This is a genomic window from Mesorhizobium sp. M0207 (assembly GCF_040321995.1).
GTDB lineage: Bacteria > Pseudomonadota > Alphaproteobacteria > Rhizobiales > Rhizobiaceae > Mesorhizobium.
Genome location: NZ_JAMYSQ010000006.1, coordinates 210156 through 233847, shown reverse-complemented (window position 1 = coordinate 233847; position 23692 = coordinate 210156). Strand labels below are relative to the sequence as shown.

The 23692-nt window shown below is 62.9% G+C and carries 25 protein-coding genes; 17 read left to right on the top strand and 8 right to left on the bottom strand.

Annotated features, from left to right (window positions below; all coding sequences use genetic code 11):
• On the bottom strand, positions 1 to 1008 hold a 1008-nt coding region (locus NKJ15_RS12280), incomplete at its 3' end, for an IS110 family RNA-guided transposase (protein WP_352815488.1).
• Between the two features lie 396 nt (positions 1009 to 1404).
• On the opposite strand from NKJ15_RS12280, the gene NKJ15_RS12275 reads away from it, so the two are divergent.
• The 4 genes from NKJ15_RS12275 (at position 1405) to NKJ15_RS12260 (ending at position 5019) form a co-directional block, all read left to right on the top strand.
• The gene (locus NKJ15_RS12275) at positions 1405 to 2283 is read left to right on the top strand and encodes an ABC transporter permease (RefSeq protein ID WP_352501094.1); all 879 of its coding nucleotides are present in this window, start codon (positions 1405 to 1407) and stop codon (positions 2281 to 2283) included.
• Positions 2280 to 3416, top strand: a complete 1137-nt coding sequence (locus NKJ15_RS12270; protein ID WP_352815486.1) for an ABC transporter permease — start codon at positions 2280 to 2282, stop codon at positions 3414 to 3416. Before NKJ15_RS12275 ends, NKJ15_RS12270 begins: the two co-directional genes overlap by 4 nt.
• A gap of 40 nt (positions 3417 to 3456) precedes the next feature.
• Positions 3457 to 4428, top strand: coding sequence for an ABC transporter substrate-binding protein (locus tag NKJ15_RS12265; RefSeq protein WP_352681854.1), 972 nt, complete (start codon positions 3457 to 3459; stop codon positions 4426 to 4428).
• A 147-nt stretch (positions 4429 to 4575) separates the two neighbouring features.
• The gene (locus tag NKJ15_RS12260) at positions 4576 to 5019 is read left to right on the top strand and encodes a CHRD domain-containing protein (RefSeq protein WP_352471512.1); all 444 of its coding nucleotides are present in this window, start codon (positions 4576 to 4578) and stop codon (positions 5017 to 5019) included.
• A 40-nt stretch (positions 5020 to 5059) separates the two neighbouring features.
• Here NKJ15_RS12260 and NKJ15_RS12255 read toward each other — a convergent pair whose 3' ends face one another.
• The 3 genes from NKJ15_RS12255 to NKJ15_RS12245 form a co-directional block, all read right to left on the bottom strand.
• Complete coding sequence (locus NKJ15_RS12255; RefSeq protein WP_352815483.1) at positions 5060 to 6709, bottom strand: thiamine pyrophosphate-binding protein; 1650 nt, start codon at positions 6707 to 6709, stop codon at positions 5060 to 5062.
• Positions 6706 to 7881: a CaiB/BaiF CoA transferase family protein gene (locus NKJ15_RS12250; RefSeq protein ID WP_352815481.1), complete on the bottom strand. Its 1176-nt coding sequence runs from the start codon at positions 7879 to 7881 to the stop codon at positions 6706 to 6708. The genes NKJ15_RS12255 and NKJ15_RS12250 overlap by 4 nt, the downstream gene beginning before the upstream one ends.
• 78 nt (positions 7882 to 7959) lie before the next feature.
• On the bottom strand, positions 7960 to 8895 hold the full coding sequence (locus NKJ15_RS12245) for an alpha/beta fold hydrolase (RefSeq protein WP_352815479.1): 936 nt from the start codon (positions 8893 to 8895) through the stop codon (positions 7960 to 7962).
• Positions 8896 to 9161: 266 nt separating this feature from the next.
• Here NKJ15_RS12245 and NKJ15_RS12240 point away from each other — a divergent pair, with 266 nt between their 5' ends.
• The 4 genes from NKJ15_RS12240 (at position 9162) to NKJ15_RS12225 (ending at position 12211) form a co-directional block, all read left to right on the top strand.
• Positions 9162 to 9947, top strand: coding sequence for an alpha/beta fold hydrolase (locus NKJ15_RS12240; RefSeq protein ID WP_352815478.1), 786 nt, complete (start codon positions 9162 to 9164; stop codon positions 9945 to 9947).
• A complete protein-coding gene (locus NKJ15_RS12235) occupies positions 9944 to 10393 on the top strand; it encodes a MarR family winged helix-turn-helix transcriptional regulator (RefSeq protein ID WP_352471518.1) in 450 nt (149 codons plus the stop codon). Before NKJ15_RS12240 ends, NKJ15_RS12235 begins: the two co-directional genes overlap by 4 nt.
• Before the next feature lie 120 nt (positions 10394 to 10513).
• Positions 10514 to 11527 carry a ribonuclease T2 family protein gene (locus NKJ15_RS12230; protein WP_352471519.1) on the top strand — a complete coding sequence of 338 codons (1014 nt, stop codon included), beginning with the start codon at positions 10514 to 10516 and terminating at the stop codon, positions 11525 to 11527.
• Positions 11528 to 11596: 69 nt separating this feature from the next.
• Positions 11597 to 12211: a hypothetical protein gene (locus NKJ15_RS12225; RefSeq protein WP_352471520.1), complete on the top strand. Its 615-nt coding sequence runs from the start codon at positions 11597 to 11599 to the stop codon at positions 12209 to 12211.
• Positions 12212 to 12238: 27 nt separating this feature from the next.
• On the opposite strand, the gene NKJ15_RS12220 is transcribed toward NKJ15_RS12225, so the two are convergent.
• Complete coding sequence (locus NKJ15_RS12220) at positions 12239 to 13534, bottom strand: GGDEF domain-containing protein (protein ID WP_352815475.1); 1296 nt, start codon at positions 13532 to 13534, stop codon at positions 12239 to 12241.
• 345 nt (positions 13535 to 13879) lie between these two features.
• Between NKJ15_RS12220 and ettA the strand changes: the two genes are divergently transcribed.
• The 6 genes from ettA (at position 13880) to NKJ15_RS12190 (ending at position 18562) form a co-directional block, all read left to right on the top strand.
• Entirely contained in the window at positions 13880 to 15529 is a 1650-nt protein-coding gene (gene ettA / locus NKJ15_RS12215; protein WP_352501084.1) for an energy-dependent translational throttle protein EttA, read from the top strand.
• Positions 15530 to 15587: 58 nt separating this feature from the next.
• Positions 15588 to 15821: a type II toxin-antitoxin system RelB family antitoxin gene (relB, locus tag NKJ15_RS12210; RefSeq protein ID WP_352471524.1), complete on the top strand. Its 234-nt coding sequence runs from the start codon at positions 15588 to 15590 to the stop codon at positions 15819 to 15821.
• A gap of 2 nt (positions 15822 to 15823) precedes the next feature.
• Positions 15824 to 16087 (top strand): type II toxin-antitoxin system RelE family toxin, encoded by a 264-nt coding sequence (locus tag NKJ15_RS12205; RefSeq protein ID WP_352501113.1) that lies wholly within the window; start codon positions 15824 to 15826, stop codon positions 16085 to 16087.
• Positions 16084 to 16875, top strand: a complete 792-nt coding sequence (tam, locus tag NKJ15_RS12200; RefSeq protein ID WP_352501083.1) for a trans-aconitate 2-methyltransferase — start codon at positions 16084 to 16086, stop codon at positions 16873 to 16875. Before NKJ15_RS12205 ends, tam begins: the two co-directional genes overlap by 4 nt.
• A 108-nt stretch (positions 16876 to 16983) precedes the next feature.
• Entirely contained in the window at positions 16984 to 17319 is a 336-nt protein-coding gene (locus NKJ15_RS12195; RefSeq protein ID WP_352471527.1) for a hypothetical protein, read from the top strand.
• Positions 17320 to 17440: 121 nt separating this feature from the next.
• Positions 17441 to 18562: a beta-ketoacyl-ACP synthase III gene (locus tag NKJ15_RS12190; RefSeq protein ID WP_352815472.1), complete on the top strand. Its 1122-nt coding sequence runs from the start codon at positions 17441 to 17443 to the stop codon at positions 18560 to 18562.
• Between the two features lie 84 nt (positions 18563 to 18646).
• On the opposite strand, the gene NKJ15_RS12185 is transcribed toward NKJ15_RS12190, so the two are convergent.
• Positions 18647 to 19213 (bottom strand): methyltransferase family protein, encoded by a 567-nt coding sequence (locus NKJ15_RS12185; RefSeq protein ID WP_352492729.1) that lies wholly within the window; start codon positions 19211 to 19213, stop codon positions 18647 to 18649.
• Positions 19214 to 19420: 207 nt separating this feature from the next.
• Here NKJ15_RS12185 and NKJ15_RS12180 point away from each other — a divergent pair, with 207 nt between their 5' ends.
• Positions 19421 to 20038: an MOSC domain-containing protein gene (locus NKJ15_RS12180; protein WP_352815470.1), complete on the top strand. Its 618-nt coding sequence runs from the start codon at positions 19421 to 19423 to the stop codon at positions 20036 to 20038.
• 291 nt (positions 20039 to 20329) lie between these two features.
• Here NKJ15_RS12180 and NKJ15_RS12175 read toward each other — a convergent pair whose 3' ends face one another.
• Together NKJ15_RS12175 and tsaA are read right to left on the bottom strand one after the other, a co-directional pair.
• Complete coding sequence (locus tag NKJ15_RS12175) at positions 20330 to 20641, bottom strand: DUF2293 domain-containing protein (protein WP_352492727.1); 312 nt, start codon at positions 20639 to 20641, stop codon at positions 20330 to 20332.
• Positions 20641 to 21159, bottom strand: a complete 519-nt coding sequence (gene tsaA / locus NKJ15_RS12170) for a tRNA (N6-threonylcarbamoyladenosine(37)-N6)-methyltransferase TrmO (protein ID WP_352815467.1) — start codon at positions 21157 to 21159, stop codon at positions 20641 to 20643. The genes NKJ15_RS12175 and tsaA overlap by 1 nt, the downstream gene beginning before the upstream one ends.
• 143 nt (positions 21160 to 21302) lie before the next feature.
• On the opposite strand from tsaA, the gene NKJ15_RS12165 reads away from it, so the two are divergent.
• Entirely contained in the window at positions 21303 to 22325 is a 1023-nt protein-coding gene (locus tag NKJ15_RS12165) for an ArsR/SmtB family transcription factor (RefSeq protein WP_352501078.1), read from the top strand.
• On the top strand, positions 22325 to 23242 hold the full coding sequence (gene metF, locus NKJ15_RS12160; RefSeq protein WP_352471534.1) for a methylenetetrahydrofolate reductase [NAD(P)H]: 918 nt from the start codon (positions 22325 to 22327) through the stop codon (positions 23240 to 23242). Before NKJ15_RS12165 ends, metF begins: the two co-directional genes overlap by 1 nt.
• Positions 23243 to 23692: the final 450 nt, after the last annotated feature.

Genomic DNA, 23692 nt, shown 5'->3' with positions numbered 1-23692 from the left:
GCCGCAACGGTACGGCTCGCCGGTGATCATCATCTTCCAGGCCATACGGGCGGTCTTGTTGGCGAGCGCCACAGCCGCCAGCTTCGGCGGCTTGCGCGCAATCAACGCCGCCAGCCACGGCGAGGCCTTGGCGCGGCCGCGACGCACCTGCTGGATGTGGGCCGTCGCGCCCACCACCAGCGCCTGCCGCAGCATCTCGTCGCCGGCCCGCGTGATCACCCCCAGCCGGTTCTTGCCGGCGGTCGAATGGTTCTTCGGCGTCAGCCCCAGCCACGCCGCGAAGTCGCGTCCCGAACCGAACGCTGTCGCATCAGTGACCTTGACGCCGAGCAGGCTCGCCACGACCGGCCCGACGCCGGGCATCGCAGCCAGCCGCTGTCCAGTCTCGTCCTTGCGGTGATGGGCCAACAGCTTCTTGTCGATTGCCGCGTATCGCGCGCACACCGCGCGGTATTCCTCGCCGAGCGTCTCAAGCAGTTCCTTTGCCAGCGCCGGCACCGTCGCGTCGCCGGCAATGCGGGCCAGCAGTGGCTCGATGCGGGCAAGGCCTTGTGCGGCCACCAGGCCGAATTCGGCTGCGTAGCCGCGGATCGTGTTGGAAAGCTGCGTGCGCCGCCGCACCAGCTGCTCGCGCACCCCAAACAGCATCTGCGCCGCTTGCTGCTCGCCGCTCTTGATCCCAACAAAGCGTGTCCTGGGCCGGCTCATCGCCTCGCAGATCGCCTCGGCGTCAGCCGCGTCATGCTTGCCGCGCCGCACATACGGCTTCACGTGCTGCGCCGCGATCAGCACCACCTCATGACCCAGCCCCGACAGCGTGCGCGCCCAGTAATGCGAGCCACCGCACGCCTCCAGCCCGATCCTCACCGGCGCAAGCTTGGCGAAGAACGGGACTACCGCCCGCCGTTGCAATTTACGCACCAGCACCGAACGCTCCGCAGCGTCGACACCATGCAGCTGAAAAACACTCTTGGACGTATCCATGCCAATACGGATAAGGTGTTCCACGGACGGCTCCCTTGTTTGAGATCTCAACGAACTCATTCTGGCACATCCGATGCCGTCGGGCGCCGTCCACCCCATCATGCCGTGACATTAGCCGAAAGGCGCAAGCGGTTCAGAATATTCGCCGGGCAGAGCGGTGTGGAGGGAGCCATTTTCAGCACCGTTGCGGAGCGGGGAGGTTACGGCATGGATCCTAGGGTCTGCGCCGCGTCGCTTCGCTCCTTGCTTCGCCCTAGGATGACGAAAGCGTGGTGGGGCGCTCCCGATACGCACGCCGCTTCGCGGCGCTTCCGCCCTAGGATGACAAAAGCGCGGTCACCCTCACCCGGCCTCCGCTTCGCTCCAGTCACCCTCTCCCCGTTGGGGAGAGGAGGGCGCTTACCCGGCGAGGCCTGCTAGATGGACTCGTTTCGCGACAAGATCGTTCCGGTGACCTCGATCCTCCTGGGCGTTGTCGTCGTCTGGTACGTCATGGCCGTCATCCTCAACACGCCGTTCCAGCGCGATCTCGACCGCCGCGCCAATCAGACACCGGGTATTGTGGAATTCATCGGCAAGACGCTGGCGCAGCCGAAGCCGACGCTGCCGGCGCCGCATCAGGTGGCGGTGAATTTTTTCGAAAACACCTTTCTGCGCAGCATCACCTCGAACCGCAGCCTTGTCTACAATGCCTGGGTGACGCTGTCGTCGACGCTGCTCGGCTTTGCTTTCGGCACGGCGCTCGGCATCGTCATCGCCGTCGGCATCGTGCATGTGGCGACGCTCGACCGCAGTCTGATGCCGTGGATCATCGCCTCGCAGACCATTCCGATCCTGGCGGTGGCGCCGATGATCATAGTCGTGCTGGCGGCGATCGGCATCACCGGGCTTATCCCGAAGGCGCTGATCTCGACCTATCTGTCGTTCTTTCCGGTGGCAGTCGGCATGGTGAAGGGACTGCGCTCGCCCGAGCTTACCCATCTCGACCTGATGCACACCTATAATGCCAGTGCCTCGCAGACCTTCTGGAAATTGCGGGTGCCGGCTTCGGTGCCGTTCCTGTTTACCTCGATGAAGGTGGCGGTGGCCGCCAGCCTGGTCGGCGCCATCGTCGGCGAGTTGCCGACCGGCGCCGTCGCCGGCATCGGCGCCAAATTGCTCGCCGGCGCCTACTACAGCCAGACCATCGACATCTGGTCGGCTCTGGTTGCCGGGTCGGTGGTCGCGGCGCTGCTGGTGATGGTCGTCGGCATCGCCGGGCGCCTTGTCGACCGCGCCATGGGCGGGAGGCCGGCATGAGCTCCATCCTGAGCCTTTCCTCAATCACGCCTCGATCCTGGCAGGGGTATCCAGCGCTTGTCCTGCTTGCCGGCGCGCTGCTTCTTTGGCCGCTCGTCAGTGCTACGCCCGGTTACGGCATGGCAACTGCGGTTTTGATTTTCATTTTGCTGCTCGTGGCAATCGAGGCCGACAACTTTCCACCGATGATCGGGGTGGTGTTGCTGTTCCTTGGCGCGCATGGCGCAGCGTGGATGCTGCTCGCCGGCATAACCGGCAATGAGGGCAGCGCTCGCGCATCCTTCTATCTGCTGCTCGTCGCGGCGTGGTTTTTGGCCTGGCGCTGCGTAACGGTCTTGTCGTCGTTTCGCCCGACGTCGCGCTGGGCGTCAACCGCCCTGCGCCTGATCATTCCGGCCATCTTCGGCGCCTGGATCCTGATCATCTGGGAGGCGGTGACGCGTGGTGCCGGCATTCCCTTCATCCTGTTGCCGCCGCCAAGCGCCATCGGTGCACGCATCGTCGGCTCGCTGCCGGTGCTGGGGGCCGATGTCAGGCAGACCATCTTCAAGGCTGTTATCTTCGGCTATGTGGTGGGGAGCAGCGCCGGCTTCCTCGTTGCCATCGCCGCCGACCGCGTGCCGTTTCTGCGGCGCGGGCTTTTGCCGATCGGCAATATGGTGTCGGCGCTGCCGATCATCGGCGTCGCGCCGATCATGGTCATGTGGTTCGGCTTCGACTGGCAGTCGAAGGCAGCGGTGGTCATCATCATGACCTTCTTCCCGATGCTGGTGAACACCGTCGCCGGGCTTGCCGCCTCCGGCCATATGGAGCGCGACCTGATGCGCACCTATGCCTCGAGCTACTGGCAGACGCTGTTCAAGCTGCGGCTGCCGGCGGCGGCACCCTTCATCTTCAATGCGTTGAAGATCAATTCGACGCTGGCGCTGATCGGCGCCATCGTCGCCGAGTTCTTCGGCACGCCGGTGGTCGGCATGGGATTCCGCATTTCGACGGAAGTCGGGCGGATGAACATCGACATGGTGTGGGCGGAAATCGCAGTTGCAGCACTTGCGGGTTCGGTCTTTTATGGCGTGGTCGCTCTTTTCGAGAGAGCAGTCACGTTTTGGCATCCCTCTGTCCGTGGTGGATAGGGGCGGTGGGTTTAGGGCGCTAACTTCAGAGGGTAAAAACATGAAAAGACTTGTTGTTTCGATGCTGGCCGGCGCGATGTCGCTTGCCGCGTTCCAGGCGATGGCCGCGGACAAGGTGACGCTGCAGCTGAAATGGGTCACCCAGGCACAGTTCGCCGGCTATTATGTCGCCAAGGCCAAGGGCTTCTATGAAGCCGAGGGCCTCGACGTCGACATCAAGCCCGGCGGCCCGGACATTGCGCCCGAGCAGGTCATCGCCGGCGGCGGCGCCGACGTCATCGTCGATTGGATGGGCGGCGCGCTGGCTGCGCGCGAGAAGGGCGTGCCGCTGGTCAACATCGCCCAGCCGTTCAAGAAGGCCGGCATGGAGCTGGTCTGCCCGAAGGACGGTCCGGTCAAGACAGAAGCCGACTTCAAGGGCCACACGCTCGGCGTCTGGTTCTTCGGCAACGAGTATCCGTTCTATGCCTGGATGAACAAGCTTGGCCTCAAGACCGATGGCGGGCCGGACGGCGTCACCGTGCTCAAGCAGAGCTTCGATGTGCAGCCGCTGATCCAGAAGCAGGCGGATTGCATTTCGGTCATGACCTATAACGAGTACTGGCAGCTCATCGACGCCGGCTACAAGCCGGAAGAGCTGACCGTCTTCAACTATTCCGCCATGGGCAACGATCTGCTCGAAGACGGGCTCTATGCCCTGGAGGACAAGCTCAAGGATCCGGCCTTCGAGGACAAGATGGTGCGTTTCGTGCGCGCTTCGATGAAGGGTTGGAAATACGCCGTCGATAATTCCGACGAAGCGGCCGGCATCGTCATGGACAATGGCGGCCAGGACGAGAATCACCAGAAGCGCATGATGGGCGAAGTCGCCAAGCTGATCGACAATGCCGATGGCAAGCTCGATCCGGCGACCTACGAGCGCACCGCCAAGGCGCTGCTCGACCAGAAGATCATCAGCAAGGAGCCTACCGGCGCCTACACGACGGCGATCACCGACAAGGCCATCAAATAGGGCTGTCAAACTGGCTTGTAGCGGAAAAGGGGCGGGCGACCGCCCCTTTTTAGTGGGAGGTAAAATAAACGTTACCGGCGGAAACATCCGCTCGCAAAATCGTTGTGCCGGTGCATCCGCCTCAAGGGTGTCACAACGGAGGTTTCCATGCGCATCCAGTCCTTCACGCCGATGCTTTCGGCGCTGGCCATTTCTGCAGCCATCTTCTCTGCTTCACCGGCCTTGGCCGAAACCATGAAGATGACGGCGACGCTCGATGGTGCTCAGCAGAACCCGCCCGTCACCACGAAGGGCAAGGGCACCGCCACGCTCAGGTTCAACACCGCCACCAAGAAACTCAGCTGGACCGTGAGATATTCCGGCCTCAGCGGGCCGGCGAAGGCCGCACACATTCACGGCCCGGCGGCAAAGGGTCAAAACGCCGATCCGGTGGTGCCGTTCGAAGGCAAGCTGAAGAGCCCGATCAAGGGTTCGGCGACATTGACCGATGCCCAGGCCACCGATCTTGAGGCTGGCAAATATTACGTCAACATCCACACCGCGGCCCATGCGGACGGCGAGATCCGCGGCCAGATCGAGAAGGCCAAATAGGCAGATCACGACGACAAAACAGGGCAATCATCCTGTTTTGTCAGGCCTTGTCGCGAATCTGGGACATCGTGCGGGTCGGCGTGATGGCTTCAGGGTCGAGCCGGATCTCTACGATCGACGGCTTGCCGCTGGCCCGCGCTCGCTCGAAGGCCGCCGCGAAGTCGGCGGTCTTTTCCACCGTCTCGCCATGGCCGCCATAGGCACGAGCCAAAGCAGCAAAGTCGGGATTCTTCAAGTCCGTGGCGACGACACGGCCGGGATATTCGCGCTCCTGATGCATGCGGATGGTGCCGTAGATACCATTGTTGACGACGATGACGATGATCGGCAGCCCGTATTGCACGGCGGTGGCGAATTCCTGGCCGTTCATCAGGAAACAGCCGTCGCCGGCGAAGGCGATCACGTCGCGGTCGGGGAAAAGCTGCTTGGCGGCGACCGCCGCCGGCGTGCCGTAGCCCATCGAGCCGGATGTGGGTGCTGCCTGCGTGCCGAAACGCCGGAAGCGATGGTAGCGATGCACCCAGGTGGCGTAGTTGCCGGCGCCGTTGGTGAGGATGGCGTCGTCCGGCAGCATCGTTTCGAGATAATTCATGATCGGCCCCATCTGGACGGCGCCGGGGCCGCTCTCCGGAGGCGTCGACCAGTCGAGATAGGCGGCGTGCAGCTTCGCTGCCTCAGCCGCCCAGACCGGCGTTGCGGTCGGCTTGCGTCCGGCAAAGGCTTCGACGAAAGCGGCAGGCGAGGCATTGATCGCCAGCGCCGGCCGGTAGACGCGGCCGAGTTCGCCGGCGTCGGCATGGATATGGACCAGCGTCTGGTCGGGGTAGGGGCTCTTCAGCAGCGTGTAGTCGGATGACGGCATCTCGCCCATACGGCCGCCGATCAGCAGCACGAGGTCGGCCTGCTTGATGGCGGTTGCTACCTTGGGATTGATGCCGATGCCGACATCGCCGGCATAGTTCGGGTGGAGATGGTCGAACAGCATCTGGCGGCGGAAGGAGCAGCCGACCGGCAGTGACCAGGCTTCGGCTATCGTCCGCATCCGTGCAACGGCCTGCGCGTCCCAGCGCGTACCGCCGAGGATGACGAAGGGCCGCTTTGCCTGGTTGAGCAACAGTTCCAGTGCGTCGAGCTCGACTTCGCCAGGCCGCGTCTCGACAGGGGTATAATGCCGGGCGTCCGGTGCCTCCGCGAGGCTGGTCAGCATGTCCTCGGGCAGCGAGATGACGACCGGGCCCGGGCGACCGGACGTCGCCACCGCAAAGGCGCGTGTGACGAATTCGGGTATGCGTGCGGCGTCGTCGATCTCGACCACCCATTTGGCGATATCGCCGAAGAACCTGACGTAGTCGACCTCCTGGAAGGCCTCGCGCCCCTTGGCGTGGCTGGCGACCTGGCCGATGAACAGGATGAGGGGGACTGAATCCTGCATCGCGATGTGGATGCCGGCCGAGGCATTGGTGGCGCCTGGGCCGCGGGTGACGAAGCAGATGCCGGGTCTGCCGGTCAGGCGGCCGTGGCAGTCGGCCATCATTGCGGCACCGCCTTCCTGGCGGCAGACGATTGTGCGGATCGGTGAATCATGCAGCGCGTCGAGCACCGCCAGATAGGATTCGCCGGGTACGCAATAGATACGGTCCGTTCCGTTGGCTTCGAGCGCATCGACGATGAGTTGTCCGCCGGTCTTCATTTTCCTGACCTCTCCAGTTCGGCAAGGATTTCTTCGGTGTGTTCGCCGAGACGCGGTGACGGACGTTCATAGACCAGCGGCGTGCCGGACATGATCATCGGCGCCCGCACCGAGGGCAAGAGATTGCCATGGCCGTCATCGAGGTCGAGCCGCATGCCGCGCGCGATGGTCTGCGGGTCGGCAAACATCTGGCCGATGTTGTTGATCGGGCTGGCTGGAACCCCGGCGGCTTCGAGCCTGGCCAGCAGCGGGTCGCGATCGAAGGCTTTCAGCGCCTCGATCATGTGCTCGCGCAGCTTCGCCCGGTTGGCGACGCGGGCGGGATTGGTGGCGAAGTCAGGGTTCGACGCCAGCTCGTCGAGGCCGACGGCAGCGCAGAATTTTGCGAACTGGCCGTCATTGCCGACCGCCAGGATGATGTGGCCATTTTTCACCGGCACCACTTCGTAGGGCGCGATGTTCATATGCGCATTGCCCATCTGCACCGGCGACTGTCCGGAGACGAGATAGTTGAGGTTCTGGTTGCCGAGCGTCGAGATCTGGGTGTCGTAGAGCGCCATGTCGATATGCTGGCCTTCGCCGGTCTTCTCGGCATGGCGAAGCGCCGCCTGGATGGCGATGACCGAATAAAGCCCGGTGAAAACATCTGAAATAGCGACGCCCGCCTTTTGCGGTTCGCGGCCGGCTTCGCCGGTGATCGACATCATGCCGGCCATGCCCTGGATGATGAAATCATAGCCGGCACGCGGCGCATACGGTCCCGACTGGCCAAAACCGGTGATCGAGCAATAGATCAGCCGCGAGTTGATTTTCCTCAGGCTGTCATAGTCGAGGCCGTATTTCTTCAGTCCGCCGACTTTGAAGTTTTCGATCAGCACATCCGATGTCGCGACCAGCCGGCGCACCGTCTCGGCACCCTCGGGCGTCGAGAAGTCGATGGCGATGGAGCGCTTGCCGCGGTTGCAGGAATGGTAATAAGCGGCCGAAAGGTTCTCGCCGTCATGGCCGATGACGAAGGGCGGTCCCCATTTGCGGGTGTCGTCGCCGCCGTCCGGGCTCTCGACCTTGATCACGTCGGCGCCGAGGTCGGCAAGCAGCTGTCCGGCCCATGGCCCGGCGAGGATGCGTGCGAGTTCGATGACGCGGATGCCTTTGAGCGGAGGCTCAGTCATGGATCACCGTGGTTGATCGAAAGCGCAGCCTCTATCAATCCCGCGCGCCGCTGTCACGGCCCTTGCAATGGGCCAGTATCACTGTGCCCTCAGCACGCGGTCGGCCCAGGCGGCAAAATCCTCCATGATGACGTCTCGGTTGATCTCGTTCAGGCTTTCGTGGCGGGTTTTGGCGTAAACCTTTGAAACGAGATTCGAAAAGCCCATCATGTGCATCCGGCCGGCAAGATGGCTGACCGCCTTGCCGCCGTCCGAGGCCGGATCTTGCTCGCCTCCGACCAGATTGACGTACAGGTCGCGCCGCACGCCGGAAAAATTGCGGTCGCTGCCGCAATGCAGCGTCATCATGACGATGTCCTGCCACATCGACACCGATGCGTCCCAGCCGCAAAGCGGGTCGGCGATGTATTTCTCGACTTCAGCGGCATCGCGCGACAGCCAGTCGAACGGCGTCCGGTGATTGGGCACCGCCTTGCCCCAGGCCCGGAACGTCAGCCGGGGCAGCAGGCGCGACGGCACGTCTGAGCCAAGCCGGAACTTTTCCCAACCAAGCATGGCCAGCGCGATTTGGCCGAGCAGTCCGGCCGAGAAATTGCCGTTCCAGATCGCGGCGGCATGGATGCGCGCCGAGTGGCGGAGGACAAAATTCAGCGCGACCGACGCGCCCAAGGAGTGGCCGAAGACGATGATCGGCAGACCCGGCTGTTCCCTGGCGATGAGATCATGGACGGCGGCGACATCGGCGATGACCTTGGCACCGCCATCCGCATCGGCGAACCTGCCAGGTGGCGCGTCGGGCGCCTTGGTGGCGCCATGGCCACGGTGGTCGTGCGCGTAGACCTGGTAGCCGCGCTCGCCAAGGAAATCGGCGAAACGGGCATAGCGCGCCGCGTGCTCGGCCAACCCGTGATTGACCTGGACAATGGCGCGCGGTTGGCCGATGGCGTGTTTCACATAAAGGTTGAGCTCGGCGCCGGTCGGCGATGCCAGCATCCTCTGCTTGTCAAATGGCATGTCTCGCTCCCGTCGGCGACTGTTGGGCGACGCAGCGATCGACGTCAAGGGACGCAGGGTACCCATTCGACGGTAGTTGACAGCATGCTGTCAATGTGATTACATGACAGCATACTGTCAAATTGTCAGCGGCAGATTGGGGGTATGACTATGAAAACCACCGGGGCCATTTCGCGGCGTGCAATCTGCTGGCGGGCTTCGCCTTCACGACGGCCACCCTGTTGTCAGGGATTGCTGCGTTCAGTCAGGAAACCAGGGAGATGACCATGATGACGTCCACTGTTCCAGGCCCGCAAGGCCAGCTTGCCACTTATAGGATCAACGCCGGCAATGGCCTGCCGATCATGTTCCTGCATGGAGATTGCAGCCGCGCTTCCCACTGGGACCGGGTGATGCAGCTCTCCGTCGGAGGCCGCGAGGCGGTAGCCTTCGATTTTCGCGGTCATGGCGCCTCCGCGCCGGCGCAGGACGGTGACTATGGTTATGACGGTCGTGCAATGGATGTCGGTGCCGTGGCCGACGCGTTTGGCCTGAAGCGGTTTCTCATTGTCGCGCACAGCGGCGGCGGTGGCGTGGCGCTCGCTTATGCCGCCAGCCATGCCGACCGGGTCGCCGGTGTCTTGCTCGTCGACCCGGCGACCGATCCTCGTGCGCTGCCGCAGGCGATTCGTGACGGCTTTGTCCGCGATCTGGCCGGTCCGCAAGGCCGTGATGTCCTGAACGCCTATTACACGTCGATTGCCGGCCCTAACGCGGTTGTTCGCCAGCGTGTTCTGGCCGATGCGGCAGTGGTCGATCCGGCGGCGAGGGCAGGTGTCGGCAAGGCACTGGCCGAATGGAACCCGGAGCCGGCACTCGATGCGTATCGCGGACCTATGTTCGTATTGGCTACCGAGGCCAGCGACACTCCAGCCGCGCTCTACCGGCTGCGCACGGACATTCCGCGCCAGATCGTGGCGGGCAGCGGCCATTGGGTGATGCTTGACAAGCCCGAGGTCGTAGCCGAAGCCGTTAATAATTTCGTCGCGACCATCGAGGCCGGCCAGAAATGACGACCAGGACCGAAGCGGCAAATGTGCTCACCGAACTGGTGCTTGCCGTGTTCAGGATGAACGGCAGTTTTCTGGATGCGGCCGACCGGCTGGCCGCTCCAATCGGGCTGACGGCAGCGCGCTGGCAGGTTTTGGGTGCAGTGTTGAAGGAGCCGAAATCTGTGGCCGACATCGCCCGCGACATGGGTCTCGCCCGTCAGAGTGTACAGCGGCTTGCCGACATACTGGCTGCGGAGGGGCTTGCCGCCTACGCCGACAACCCGGCGCATCGCCGCGCCAAGCTGTTGTCGATAACCGATGCCGGCCGGGCAGCGGTCAAGAATATCGGCACACGCCAGCATGTTTGGGCGAACCGCGTTTCGGAGGGTATGGACGCCGACGTGCTGAAAGCCTCGCTTGATCTGCTGCGCACCCTGACGGAACGGGTGGAGGCGGGCGGATCCTGATCGACCACGCGCGAGCCGTCTCAATGCGCTGGCGATTGTTTTTACGGCCGGCGAAAGAAATCGTAATTCTGACATGTCGCAAGTTTCTAGCTTGCGGCGTGAATCACGAGGAGTGCCGGAATGCGGATTTGGGCGATATGGGGGGCAGTGTTTGTTGCGTTTGCTGGCGCAAGCGCGGCGCGGGCCGATGTGAAGATGACCGGCTCTTTCGTCGCCGATGCCGCCTGTCCGGCGACACAGGCGATCAAGAGCGGCAAGAATCCCGGCAATGTCTCGACCGCGGCTGGTCAGAGTTATGACCTGCTGGCCGGCAACAAGGACGCGCCCACCCACTACCTCATTCGCGTGCCGGGCGCCGATCCGGAGCGCCGCTGGGTCAAGATCAGCTGCGGTCGTGTTTCGGGCGGCAGCGCGTCGACGATGCCGGCTGCACCGGCGCCTGCCGAGCCGAACAAGCCATCGGCGTCCGGAAAGCCGGAATATGTCTTCGCGCTGAGCTGGCAGCCGGCTTTCTGCGAGACCAAATCCAGCAAGGCCGAATGCCGTACGCAGACCGCCGCCGGTTTCGAGGCGACCCACTTCACCTTGCATGGGTTGTGGCCGCAGCCGAACGGAAATTTCTATTGCCAGGTCGCCGCAAGCGACAAGGCGAACGACGATCCGGCGCACTGGCGAGACTTGCCGCCGGTCACCCTTGACCCGAAAACGCGAGCGGAACTCGACCAGGTGATGCCGGGCACCGCATCCGCCCTCGAAAGGCATGAATGGATCAAGCACGGCACCTGCTACGGCAAGAGCCAGCAGGAGTATTTCGCCGACGCGTTGAACCTGATGCACGCGGTGAACGCGTCGCCGGTGCGCGATCTCTTCACCAAGAGCGTCGGCAAGCAGCTCACGTCCGATCAGATCCGCAGCACCTTCGACAGTGCCTTCGGCAAAGGCGCGGGCGACCGGGTCCGCGTGTCCTGCGTCGTCGATCCTTCGAACGGCAGGCGGCTAATCGGCGAACTGACGCTCGGCCTGACCGGCCCGATCGCTTCGAACGCTTCGCTCGGTGCCCTGCTGCTTGCCTCGGCGCCGACCGCCAAGGCTGGCTGCCCGAAGGGCGCGGTCGATGCCGTCGGGTTCCAGTAAACAGGCCGTACGCGACTGTCGCTTTGCACCGGGGATGGTATGATCCCGGGGGCATCATAGGGGGTGGCGATGAGTGGCATGACGGGCGGCGCGCTGGCGCGGCTGGCGTTTTGGGCCAAGGGCATGACGGCGATCCGCGACGGCCATATGGAGTGGCCGGGCTTTTCCTACACCGAAGTGGAGTGGGCTCGCATGACCACGCTCGCCAAACCCGTCGGCGGCGGCACCTACCAATTGTTTACGCTGGTCAACGCGGCGATCTTCATCGCCATCGCCGCGCTCGGGATGTTCTGTGTCTTCCTGCCGCTGGCGGCGCTGCTGTTCCCGGTACCGGCCGAAACCAGTGCGCTCAAGTTTTCGCTGCTCCTGGCGGCATGCGCCTTCCTGATCATCGGCATCGGCCTGCCGATTTCGCTGCGTCTTTCGACCACGCTCGTGGCGCCGAAGGCAATGCGGGCCGCGCTTGTCGCCGTGCCCGGCGACCAGGCGCTTGCGGCAAAAGTGTCATGGCAGATCAATCGGATCACGCTCGTGCTCTGCGGCCTGCTGGTACCGGGCATTCTTCTGTTCATTGCCTACGATATCGAAGCCGGCCCGATTATTACCGCGTTGAAATGGCTGGCGATCGCGCTGATGGCGGTTTCGGTTGCGATCGGCGGATGGCAGCGGCGCAAACAATCCTGATTGAGCCAATCGCAGGCCTGGGCAGCGTTACGCCCCGGCGCTGCGCTCCGGCCTGGTCCATGTGTTGCGGGCGTCTGCTTCGTTGCCGCCCGGTTCCCCGACAACGCGATCGCGTCCCGTGGATTTGGCCTTGTAGAGACGCTGGTCGGCCAGCGCAAAGAGATCGGCAAGGCAACGGGTCGTCTCGCTGACCGTCGAGATGCCGGCGCTGACGGTAATGTCGAACCGGCTGGTGCTCGCGGACGTCTTGACCGCTTGCCTGACGGTTTCACCCAGCAGCCTGGCAAGCGGCTGCGGACGCCAGCCGAGGATGGCGAATTCCTCACCGCCGATCCTGAACAATTGATCTTCGGTCCCGACAAGTTCGCCAAGCAAAATCGCCAGGGCTTTCAGCACCTTGTCTCCCTCGGCGTGGCCGAAGCGGTCGTTGATCGATTTGAAGTGGTCGACATCGATGATCAGCAGGCTGAGCGGCCTGGCGGTCCGCAGGCTGGCGGCAACGGCGGCCTCGCCATCGCTGTCGAAGCGCCCCCTGTGCAGGAGGCCGGTGAGGCCGTCGCGACCAACATGCTCGACCAGCGCCTCATAGCGCTCGCGATAGGTCAGCGTGTCGAAAATGTCGGAAAGCCCGCGCGGCGCCGGCACCTGCCGCGCCTCGAACCACCTGATATAGGCGACCAGCATGGTGCTGTAGACCAGGGCCGCTGCCATCTTGGCGAACCAGCCGCCGAAGAACACCGCGACCGTCGCACCGGTGACGAAATGCAGCGCCGTGAAAAAGCCTGCCTGGTCGAAGGTGAGCACGCAGGCGACGGAGACCAGGATGCGGGTGAAAAGCGCCTTGCGCAGGTATTTGCCGAGCTTTTCATAGAGCAGAATGATCAGGATGGCATCGACGAACAGCAGCGTCGTGCCCCACACCATCAGCCAGCCCATCTCATCGATGAAGCCGATGTCGGGAAGCTTGCCGTCGGGCAGCGGTGCGATGTCGTGCAGGCGCAGGATCAGCACGAGCCCGACCATCAGGGCATTGCCGAGCAGCAGGCCGTAAATCGGCTGCCGGACAGTTGCCGCGTCCTCCTTGATGTAGAGCAGGAGAAGCATCACCAGCTTGCCGGAAAACAGCACGGCCGAACCCGGCGATACCATGCCGAACGGCAGCGCGACGTAGAAGACGCTGGCGAGATAGGTTTCCAGGAAATGCATGACGCCAAGGGCGCAAACAAAGACGCCGAGGCCGATGCGGCCCCTGAACCGGAAAAGCGTGACCATGATGCCGAAATAGAGAACCGCTTCGGCAAAAAGCAGGAAACTGTTCAACACGGCCCGATCTCTCTCCCCGAAATCGCGGCTGCCAGCGATTTCCAATCCAACATTGTTTGACGCGGAATGATTAACCGGAGCTTTCGCCTGGGCGCCGGCACGAAATGAAGCGGCTAAGCGTTTGCGGCTGCGACCAAATCCGCCTGGAGCGGGTCATCGTTTCACGGAACCGCTGAACCGCTCCATCTTTTTTGTTTTGACGCAATTCCGGACGGAAAACCGTTTCACGGTTTTTCCTGGAATTGCTTTAGGGCCAAAACTGTTTGCCGTTCGCGGCTGCATCGCTTACATAGCCCCCAACTTCCATCCAATCCGACATCAGTCGACTTTTCAGGGAAAGCGCGCGTGGCACGCCAGTTCATCTATCACATGGCCGGCCTCAACAAGGCCTACGGCACCAAGAAGGTGCTCGAGAACATCCATCTGTCCTTCTACCCGGACGCCAAGATCGGCATCCTCGGCCCCAACGGCGCCGGCAAGTCGACGATCCTCAAGATCATGGCCGGCATCGACAAGGAGTGGAGCGGCGAGGCCTGGCTGGCCGAGGGTGCTACCGTCGGTTACCTGGCGCAGGAGCCGGCGCTCGATCCGAACAAGAACGTGTTCGAAAACGTCATGGAAGGCGTCACCGCCAAGACCGCCATCATCGAGCGCTACAACGAATTGATGATGAACTATTCCGACGAGACGGCGGACGAGTCGGCCAAGCTGCAGGACGAGATGGACCGGCTCAACCTCTGGGATCTCGAACAGCAGGTCGAGATGGCGATGGAGGCACTCGGCTGCCCGCCCAAGGAGGCCGATGTCACCAAGCTGTCGGGCGGCGAACGCCGTCGCGTCGCGCTTTGCCAGCTCTTGCTGCGCCAGCCCGACCTTCTGCTGCTCGACGAGCCGACCAACCATCTCGACGCCGAGACGACGGCGTGGCTGGAAAAGCATCTGCGGGCCTATCCGGGCGCGGTGATGATCATCACCCACGATCGCTACTTCCTCGACAATGTCACCGGCTGGATCCTCGAGCTCGATCGCGGCCGCGGTATCCCCTACGAAGGCAACTACACCAAATATCTCGAAGCCAAGGCCAAGCGGCTCAAGCAGGAAGGCCGCGAGGACGATGCGCGCCAGCGGGCGATCGGCCGCGAGCGCGAGTGGATCCAGTCCAGCCCGAAAGCCCGGCAAACCAAGTCGAAAGCCCGTATCCAGGCGTTCCAGGATCTGCTGGATGCAGCCGACAAGCGGCGTCCGAGCGACACGCAGATCGTCATTCCGCATGGCGAGCGGCTCGGCAATGTGGTGATCGAGGTCGAGGGCCTGTCGAAGGGCTTTGGCGACACGCTTTTGATCGACGATCTCGAATTCAAGCTGCCGCCGGGCGGCATCGTCGGCGTCATCGGCCCGAACGGCGCCGGCAAGACGACGCTGTTCCGCATGATCACCGGCCAGGAAAAGCCCGATGCCGGCACCATTCGCGTCGGCGAGACGGTCAAGCTCGGTTATGTCGACCAGAGCCGCGACGCGCTCGACCCGACCAAGACGGTCTGGGAAGAGATCTCGGGCGGCGCCGAAGTGGTCAAGCTCGGCAAGTTCGAAGCCAACACCCGCGCCTATTGCGCGTCGTTCAATTTCCGCGGCGGCGACCAGCAGCAGAAGGTCGGCAACCTGTCCGGCGGCCAGCGCAACCGCGTGCATCTGGCCAAGATGCTGAAGACCGGCGGCAATGTGCTGCTGCTCGACGAACCGACCAACGATCTCGATACCGAAACGCTGGCCGCACTCGAAGACGCGCTCGAGAGCTTCGCCGGCTGCGCCGTCATCATCTCGCACGATCGCATGTTCCTCGATCGCCTGGCGACGCACATCCTCGCCTTCGAAGGCGACAGCCATGTCGAATGGTTCGAAGGCAATTTCGAGGACTACGAGCAGGACAAGATCCGCCGGCTTGGGCCTGAGGCGGTCAATCCGCACAGGATGACGTATAAGCGGCTGACGCGGTAACAACGGATTGGTTGCAAGCGCCCCAGGCTGCTCGTAGAATTACCGGAAGGAGATAAACATGCTTAATGTCGAGCTTCCTACCGCGCTGGAAAAACGCCTCGAGATCGTCGCAAGGAAAACTGGCCGGACAAAACATGACGTAGTCGTTGAGGCCATTGTCGAGCAAATTCAGGATCTGGAAGACGGACTAATCGCCCTCGAGCGCCTTAACGATGGTGAAGGTGAATGGCTTTCTCTGGCCGAAGCTAAGGAACGACTGGGATTGGACGCAAGCGACCGCAGTGACGGTTGATCGTGTGGACAATTCGTGTCGAGAAGCGTGCACTGAAGGATATCTCCAGATTGCAAAGGTCCGATCAGCGTCGGATTGTGGACTTCCTGGAAAACAGGCTCGCCTCGCGCGATAATCCACGCGAACTTGGCGAAGCGCTAACAGGACCACTGGCAGGTCTCTGGAAATATCGTGTGGGCTCATTCCGAGTTCTGACAAGGATCGATGATAGCGCTGTCGCGATTTGGGTGGTTCAAGTAGGCGACCGTCGCGAGGTCTATCGATGAATACAGTCGCGAAGGTGAGACCCGACTGGTCCGCCGCCCTCTACCTGAAATTCGAGGATGAGCGCACCCGGCCGGCGCGCGATCTCGTCGCGCAGGTGCCGGTGCCGGAACCGCGCCGGGTGGTCGACATCGGCTGCGGGCCGGGCAATTCGACCGAATTGCTGGTCGAGCGCTGGCCGCGGGCGCAGATCAGCGGCTTCGATACCTCGCCCGACATGATCGAGAAGGCCAGGGCGCGCCTGCCCGGCGTCAGCTTTGCCTTGGCGGATGCGGCGGCGTGGCAGCCGAACGAACCGGTCGACGTGATCTTTGCCAATGCGGTGTTTCAATGGCTGCCGGAGCATCCGGCGGTCTTCCAGCGGTTGATGGGATTTTTGGCGCCCGGCGGCGCCCTTGCCGTGCAGATGCCGGACAATATGGCCGAACCTTCGCACCGGCTGATGCGGGAGACCGCGGCCGAGATGCCGTTTGCCGAAAAGCTCGAGCGCGCGGCCCGCGCGCCGCTGCCGCCGGTCGCGTTCTATTACGACCTTTTGTCGCCATTCTCGGATCGGCTCGATATCTGGCACACGATCTACAACCATCCGCTGGCCGATGCCGAGGCGATCGTCGAGTGGGTGAAATCGACGGGGCTGAAGCCGTTCCTCGATCCGCTCGACGAAAACGAGCGGCAGCTTTTCCTGAAGCGCTACGCGGCCGGGATCAGCGAAGCCTATCCGAAAACGGCAAGCGGCAAGGTGTTGCTGCGCTTTCCCCGTCTCTTCATCGTGGCGCGGCGTTCCGCTTAGAAACTCTTAGCTACACCCAAAAACAGCCAGCAGCGGATGCTTGACCGGCTTTCGCCGTCATGCGCATCTCGCTGGGGCACGGCCCTTTATGGGCCATGGGGGTGGATGATGACACTGAAAAAGATGGGTTTCGGCGGCAGCATTTGTGCGGCCGCTGTGCTTGCCTTGTCTCTATCGGCGGAGGCCAAGCGAGCGCGCTGCTTCACCAGCGACGACGGCTATTTCTCGTGCAGCTATCGGGCGCTGGACGATGCCGGCAGCTTTCGCATCTCGGCGCCGGGTTATCCGACCTACGTCCTGGAAATCGACGGACCGGGTTTTGCCTATGGCTATGTCAATCTCGGCCGCCGCAACGTGCCGCTGCCCGGGCAATTCGTGCGCAGCCGCGATGACGGTGCCTGCTGGAACAACCCGCAGACCAATACCAAGCTCTGCGCCTGGTAAAGACCCGTCCCAGGGACTTGATTTAAGCCGGCATAAACTGGCTAGGTGCAAAAGAGGTTGCGCCGAGCTTTCTGCGGCGTCGACATGAAGCCGCAACGCCTGCGCACGGGACGAACTGGAAATGCATCGCGTCATCATCAGCGGCATCGGCGTTGAAATCCCCGAAGCCTTGATCACCAATGAGGAACTCGTCGCCAGCTTCAACAGCTGGGTGGATATGGAAAACGTCCGCCGCGAGGTGTCGGGCGAGCCGCTGGTACAGAAATCGGACAGTGCCTTCATCGTCCATGCCTCGGGCGTCCAGACCCGCCATGTCATCGAACGGGAAGGCATCCTCGATCCGACCCGCATGGCGCCGCGCTTCCCGGCGCGGCCCGACGATGCGCTGTCGCTGGAGGCCGAGTTCGGCATCGCTTCGGCCCGCAAGGCGCTCGATCATGCCGGGCTGACGCCTGGCGACATCGACCTGGTGATCTGCTCGGCCTCGCACCATCAGCGGCCCTATCCGGCGATCGCCATCGAAATGCAGCAGGCGCTGGGCACGAAAGGAGCCGGCTTCGATATGGGGCTTGGCTGCTCTTCGGCAGCGGCGGCGTTGCACATCGCGGTCAATCTGGTGCGGGCAGGGGCGCATAAACGCGTGCTGGTGACGACGCCGGAGATCATCACCGGGCACCTCAATTTTCGCGACCGGCAGACGCATTTCATCTTCGGCGACGCTTCCGTGTCGATGGTCGTCGAAGGGCTCGCCCAGGGCGAGAAGCGGCCGGGCCGCTTTGAGGTGCTCGATACGCGCGCCTGGACGCAGATGTCGAACAGCATCCGCACCAATCTCGGTTACTATACCCGCGCCACCCAGGACGATCCGTACATGATCGATCTGGAAGGCAATCTGATCAAGCAGATCGGCAACAAGGTGTTCAAGGAAGTCACCGTCGCCGGCCACAAGTTCATCGTCGAATTCCTGGCCGAGCACGGGCTGACGCCGCAAGCGATCCGGCGCTTCTGGCTGCATCAGGCCAATGCGCGGATGAACGCCATGATCCTGAAACTGTCGTTCGGCCATGACGTCGACCACGACCGCGCGCCGATGGTGCTGGAGCGCCTCGGCAACACCGCCGCCGCCGGCGCCATCATCGCCCTGTCGGAGAATCATGCCGACATGAAGGCCGGCGACTACGGCCTGCTCTGCGCCTTCGGCGCCGGCTACTCGATCGGCGGCGCGCTATTGCGCATGCTTTAGATTTTTGTTTTACGCATGTCGTTGTCCCAAAACCGCTGCACACCCTCGGTTCAAGCCCGAGGGCATGCTTTTGGGCGACATGCATTAGCTCGGCGCGAACGGCACCAGCATCGGAACGCGCCTGGCATAGTCGTCGTAAGCGCTACCCAGTTCGCCGCGCAGAAAACGCTCCTCCAGCCTTGCCTTCATGACGATGCCGACGGTGATGAGGATGGCGCCGGCAACGCCCCAGACAGTGCCTTTCGCCGCCATGGTGGCGAGGATCGCCAGAAGCAGGCCGGTATAGATCGGGTGGCGGACCAGCCGGTAAGGGCCGGTGTCGACGACGCGATGCGCGGCCTTGGCGGTGACCGTGGCCGACCACAGGCGGCCAAGATGCAGCCGCGCCCACCAGGCAAATGCCAGGCCGGCGGCAATCAGCGCGACGCAGATCCACGCTTCGGCAAGGTTCGGCGTCCAAAGCCTCAGCGGGCCGGCATAACCGTGCGCCGGGATGAAGAGCAGGATTGTGCCGAGCACCATGACGGCGCGGGATGGAAGCTCCACCCCGAAGCCGGCGCGTTTTTCGGCCCGGTCGGCCCAGAAGGCTGCCGCGGCCCATGAAACCACCCAGAGCAGCCAGAGCTGTGCGATTGCCGATGCGGGATGCATGATGAACCTCCGCGGGCTTGACCTGATCGATATTATCAACCGATGCAGCGCGGCAGCAATGCGGCACGCTTTTGCATGAGGCTGGTTCAACCATGACGCTGGTGGTGCCGACCCGTATCAGCCGTCTTGATTGGAGCATCAACGCTTTCGACTGGACCCTATGAATCGACTTCGGCTAACTGCATCCGGCAGCTAGGAATGAAACCAATGCCGGATATGTTTCCCGAAGCCGAAACTCCGGTCGAGATCGTCCCGTCGCGAAAACTCGCCGCCAGGGTGGCGGCGCTCTATCTCGCATCATTCGATCGTTTTGAGACACGAGCGGTGGATACGCTGCAACTCGGTTTCGACGGCATCGACGGCGATTTCCATGCCGGCACGACGCGGCGCTCCGGCGGGCGGGAACCCTGGTATCCGCGCGACACTGAGATGCGCAACGAACGGCAATTGTCGATCGTGGCTGCGGACGAACTGGCAATCGTCGCCGAACGGATGGGCATCGCCGAGATCAAGCCGGAATGGATCGGCGCCAATCTCCTGATCGATGGCCTGCCGCGCCTCTCCATGCTGCCGTCCGGCACGCTGCTGTTCTTCAAAGGCGGCGCGACCGTCAAAGTCGACGCGCAGAACGGGCCTTGCCGGATCGCGGGCAGGTCGGTCGCCGAGAATGCCGGTATGGCCGACCATGAGGCCGGCGCGCTGCTGTTCCCGAAGGCGGCGAAGCGGTTGCGCGGGCTCGTCGCCTGGGTCGAGAAGCCCGGCACGATCGCGGCCGGCGAGGAGATTTCGGTGCGCGTGCCCGAGCAGTGGATTTACCGGGCCTAGTCCAGAACGCGACCTCTAGTCACGGCGTATTTTGTTCTTGCTTTGTGCCGGCAGCTATGCTATTAATTTGGGTATGGTGCCAATTGGGCTCCAACGACCCGCCCGCGAGGCGGGTTTTTTATTTCAGGCTTTGAAAGTTCCGATGCTGCCGACGTGAGGTTGGCGGGACAGCGCCCCCCTTTCTCCTGTCGGACATCTCCCCCACGAGGGGGGAGATTGGCCGTCACCTCTCGATTTCGCTAATCACAGCAGTGAGGAGCGCAGAACTCGACGCGTGTGCCTGCCATCGCTCTACGCCTCATCCCCATCGTCGAGCAGACGGGTGGCGCGCCAGCGGGTGAGCACATTGTTGGTCTGTTCGATGACGAAGAAGCGCGCGGAATCGCGGTCATAGCCTTCGGCCAGCAGCTTTTCGTAGTCGGTGTGCATATGGCGAATGTGGGCTATTGTCGCCAGCCACACGGCAATGCTCGGCGGCAAGGTCTTCATGTGCACGGCGCCGGCATCGGCACGGATCTTTTCCATGTCGGCATAGGGCGCCAGCGGCAGCAGCGCTGTCAGTGCCTTGGCGATGGCGCGGCGGCGGCCGGTCGGCGCGCTCATCACTCCACCGGCCCTGGCTCGTCCCGCCCGGCGATGGTCGCATCGGCAAAGGCATCGGTCGAGGCGAAATAAGGCTTGATGTCGATGACCGGCGTGCCGTCGAGCACGTCGATGGCATCGAGATCGACGCGGCCGGTGTCGATGTCGACGGCGACCAGCCTGGCGACATGCAGCCCAATTGGGTTTGGCCGGGCAGGGGAGCGCAGCGAAAAGACGCCTTTCGGCTCTGTGGCATGGCGGGGTTTCTGGACAATCAGTCGCCTCGGTGCATGGTGCAGCCAGGACAGGACGATCACATGGCTGGCGCGTTCCAGCCCAAGCAGGCCGTCCCGATAGAGCGGATCGATCGTGAGAACCGCCGGCTGTTCCGTCTCCCGCGCGGCCTTCATGTTTTTGGGGCAAGCCTCCCGCGTGATCCAAGGCGAAGCGATGCGGCCGATGAAGACGACATGGCCATCCGGCGGCATCGTTGCCGGGTCGGTTTCCAGGAGCTTTTCGCCGCTGCGCGTCTCGAACATGGTTCTCGCCCCGATCATGCGTCCGTTTTTGCGCGATCCGCCAACGCATGCGTCATTTTCTTGTCCGGAAGCGACATAGCGCTTGCAAGCCTATCCAAACCGACATAAACATATGTTTATATCTTTTCAAAGAGAATGCTCGCATGCATGTCGCTCTCGACACGATGGTAGATACATTGAAGGCGGCGGCGGAATCCAGCCGGCTGCGCATATTGGCGCTGCTGTCGCGCGGCGATCTGACCGTGTCCGATCTCACCGAGATCCTCGGCCAGTCGCAGCCGCGCGTCTCGCGCCATTTGAAATTGCTGCTGGAGGCCGGGCTGATCGGCCGCTACCAGGAGGGCTCGTGGGCGTTCTTCCGGCTATCGGATTCCGATGCGTCGCGCGATTTCGTGCTTAGGCTGGTCTCCGGCATCCGCGGCGCCGATCCGCAGGTCGAGCGTGATCTCGAACGGCTGGCCGCGGTCAAGCGCAAGCGGCAGGACCGGGCTGCCGAATATTTCTCGGTAAACGCCGCAAGCTGGGACCATATCCGCTCGCTGCACGTGCCGGATCGCGCCGTCGAAGCGGCCCTCATCAAGCTCGTCGGCAAGCGGCCGTTCCAGTCGATGCTCGATCTCGGCACCGGCACCGGACGGCTGCTCGAGATCTTTTCGCCGCTCTATCGGCGCGGTGTCGGCATCGACATGTCGCGCGAGATGCTGACGGTGGCGCGCGCCAATCTCGACAAGGCCGGCGTTTCGAATGCGCAGGTGCGCCAGGGCGACATTTTCGCGCCGCCGGTCGAACGCGACGCCTTCGATCTCGTTACCATCCATCAGGTGCTGCACTATCTCGACGATCCCGCCCGCGCCATCCGCGAGGCAGCGCGTCTGCTACGCCCGGCCGGCCGGCTGGTGATCGTCGATTTCGCGCCGCACACGCTGGAGTTTTTACGCGACGAGCACGCGCATATGCGTCTCGGCTTTTCCGACCGGCAGATTGGCGACTGGTTTTCCGAGGCCGGCCTCGACCTCGAGGACAGCCAGGAATTCGAGCCGCGCGGCGGCAACGAGGCCAAGCTCACCGTCAAACTCTGGCTCGGCCGCGATCGGCGCATGCTGATTGCCGAGCCTTCCAACGACAGACAACCGGCCAATGCGTATCCGATAGGGGAAACCGCCTGATGAACCAGTTCCGCTTCTCCCGCCGCCCCGACATCGGCGACAAGGTCAGGGTTTCGTTCGAGTTCTTTCCGCCGAAAAACGATGAGATGGAAGCAAGGCTGTGGGACACGGTCACCCGGCTTGAGCCGCTTAAGCCGAAATTCGTCTCGGTCACCTATGGCGCCGGTGGTTCGACCCGCGAGCGGACGGCCCGCACCGTCAAGCGCATCCTCAATGAAACGACGCTGACGCCGGCGGCGCACATGACCTGTGTCGATGCGGCGCGTCACGAGGTCGATTCGGTGATCCGGGAGTTCGCCGATATGGGCGTCAAGCGGTTCGTCGCCCTGCGCGGCGATCCGGCCGAGGGCGTCGGCGCGGCCTACCGGCCGCATCCGGAGGGCTATGCCAATGGCGCCGAACTGGTTGATGCGCTGAAGGGCGCCGGCGATTTCGACATATCGGTCTCGGCCTATCCGGAAAAACATCCGGAGAGTCCGGATTTCGCCACCGATTTCGACATGCTGAAGCGCAAGGCCGACAACGGAGCGACGCGGGCGATCACCCAGTTCTTCTTCGACAACGATCTCTATGAGCGCTATGTCGAGCGGGCACGGCGGGCCGGCATCTACATACCCATCGTGCCGGGCATATTGCCGGTGCACAATTTCACCCAAGTCGCCAACTTCTCGGCGCGGTGCGGCGCCTTGGTGCCAGCATGGCTGGCCGAGCGTTTCGATGGGCTGCAGAACGATCCGCAAACGCATGCGCTGGTGGCATCTGCCGTGGCCGCCGAGCAGGTGCTGGACCTTGTCGAGCGCGGCGTCGGCGATTTCCACTTCTACACGATGAACCGAGCCGATCTGGTCTTCGCCATCTGCCACATGATCGGCATCAGGTCGCACGAAGTCGAGGCGGCGGGATCAGCCGCGGCGTAAGGCGGCAAGCTCCTTTTTGAAATGTCAAAGATCGGGGGAATGCAAAAGGCCGGGCAAAATGCCCGGCCTTTTCAAATGGTTTGGAGTATTCGGTGCTGGTCTTCCCCCGCTCAGCGGCCTTATGGAAGGACGCCCATAATGAGGGCGCCGATGAATGCAAACGCAGCACAAATCATCAATGCGTTGATCGGCCTCGTCAGTCCCATGTCATAGCCTCCTCTTAAAGAGCTATGGCGAGAGTCTAGGGTCATTTGTGCCACAGGCAAGCAGAAACTTTGCTGCAATGCGACGAGATTGTGGAATTTGCGACCTGCCGTTTGCCGTTAGGCATTGAAACTCTTTGTCAAAAGCCGGCCCGGGACCTGTGAATAATTTATGGCAAAGCCGTGGCAGCAGCGAGAATGGCAGCGCTACCGCGGCGGAAATCGGAATCGATTTTCGGAACGACTG

What these genes read in the sequence shown, in the direction of transcription:
- NKJ15_RS12180 (WP_352815470.1), top strand. Translation starts at nt 19,421, where the DNA reads ATGCCGGATATGTTTCCCGAAGCCGAAACTCCGGTCGAGATCGTCCCG.
- NKJ15_RS12230 (WP_352471519.1), top strand. Translation starts at nt 10,514, where the DNA reads ATGCGGATTTGGGCGATATGGGGGGCAGTGTTTGTTGCGTTTGCTGGC.
- NKJ15_RS12165 (WP_352501078.1), top strand. Translation starts at nt 21,303, where the DNA reads ATGCATGTCGCTCTCGACACGATGGTAGATACATTGAAGGCGGCGGCG.
- NKJ15_RS12225 (WP_352471520.1), top strand. Translation starts at nt 11,597, where the DNA reads ATGAGTGGCATGACGGGCGGCGCGCTGGCGCGGCTGGCGTTTTGGGCC.
- NKJ15_RS12190 (WP_352815472.1), top strand. Translation starts at nt 17,441, where the DNA reads ATGCATCGCGTCATCATCAGCGGCATCGGCGTTGAAATCCCCGAAGCC.
- NKJ15_RS12250 (WP_352815481.1), bottom strand. Translation starts at nt 7,881, where the DNA reads ATGACTGAGCCTCCGCTCAAAGGCATCCGCGTCATCGAACTCGCACGC.
- tam (WP_352501083.1), top strand. Translation starts at nt 16,084, where the DNA reads ATGAATACAGTCGCGAAGGTGAGACCCGACTGGTCCGCCGCCCTCTAC.
- NKJ15_RS12245 (WP_352815479.1), bottom strand. Translation starts at nt 8,895, where the DNA reads ATGCCATTTGACAAGCAGAGGATGCTGGCATCGCCGACCGGCGCCGAG.
- metF (WP_352471534.1), top strand. Translation starts at nt 22,325, where the DNA reads ATGAACCAGTTCCGCTTCTCCCGCCGCCCCGACATCGGCGACAAGGTC.
- NKJ15_RS12240 (WP_352815478.1), top strand. Translation starts at nt 9,162, where the DNA reads ATGATGACGTCCACTGTTCCAGGCCCGCAAGGCCAGCTTGCCACTTAT.
- NKJ15_RS12235 (WP_352471518.1), top strand. Translation starts at nt 9,944, where the DNA reads ATGACGACCAGGACCGAAGCGGCAAATGTGCTCACCGAACTGGTGCTT.
- NKJ15_RS12265 (WP_352681854.1), top strand. Translation starts at nt 3,457, where the DNA reads ATGAAAAGACTTGTTGTTTCGATGCTGGCCGGCGCGATGTCGCTTGCC.
- NKJ15_RS12255 (WP_352815483.1), bottom strand. Translation starts at nt 6,709, where the DNA reads ATGAAGACCGGCGGACAACTCATCGTCGATGCGCTCGAAGCCAACGGA.
- NKJ15_RS12185 (WP_352492729.1), bottom strand. Translation starts at nt 19,213, where the DNA reads ATGCATCCCGCATCGGCAATCGCACAGCTCTGGCTGCTCTGGGTGGTT.
- NKJ15_RS12195 (WP_352471527.1), top strand. Translation starts at nt 16,984, where the DNA reads ATGACACTGAAAAAGATGGGTTTCGGCGGCAGCATTTGTGCGGCCGCT.
- tsaA (WP_352815467.1), bottom strand. Translation starts at nt 21,159, where the DNA reads ATGTTCGAGACGCGCAGCGGCGAAAAGCTCCTGGAAACCGACCCGGCA.
- NKJ15_RS12175 (WP_352492727.1), bottom strand. Translation starts at nt 20,641, where the DNA reads ATGAGCGCGCCGACCGGCCGCCGCCGCGCCATCGCCAAGGCACTGACA.
- relB (WP_352471524.1), top strand. Translation starts at nt 15,588, where the DNA reads ATGCTTAATGTCGAGCTTCCTACCGCGCTGGAAAAACGCCTCGAGATC.
- NKJ15_RS12270 (WP_352815486.1), top strand. Translation starts at nt 2,280, where the DNA reads ATGAGCTCCATCCTGAGCCTTTCCTCAATCACGCCTCGATCCTGGCAG.
- NKJ15_RS12275 (WP_352501094.1), top strand. Translation starts at nt 1,405, where the DNA reads ATGGACTCGTTTCGCGACAAGATCGTTCCGGTGACCTCGATCCTCCTG.
- NKJ15_RS12260 (WP_352471512.1), top strand. Translation starts at nt 4,576, where the DNA reads ATGCGCATCCAGTCCTTCACGCCGATGCTTTCGGCGCTGGCCATTTCT.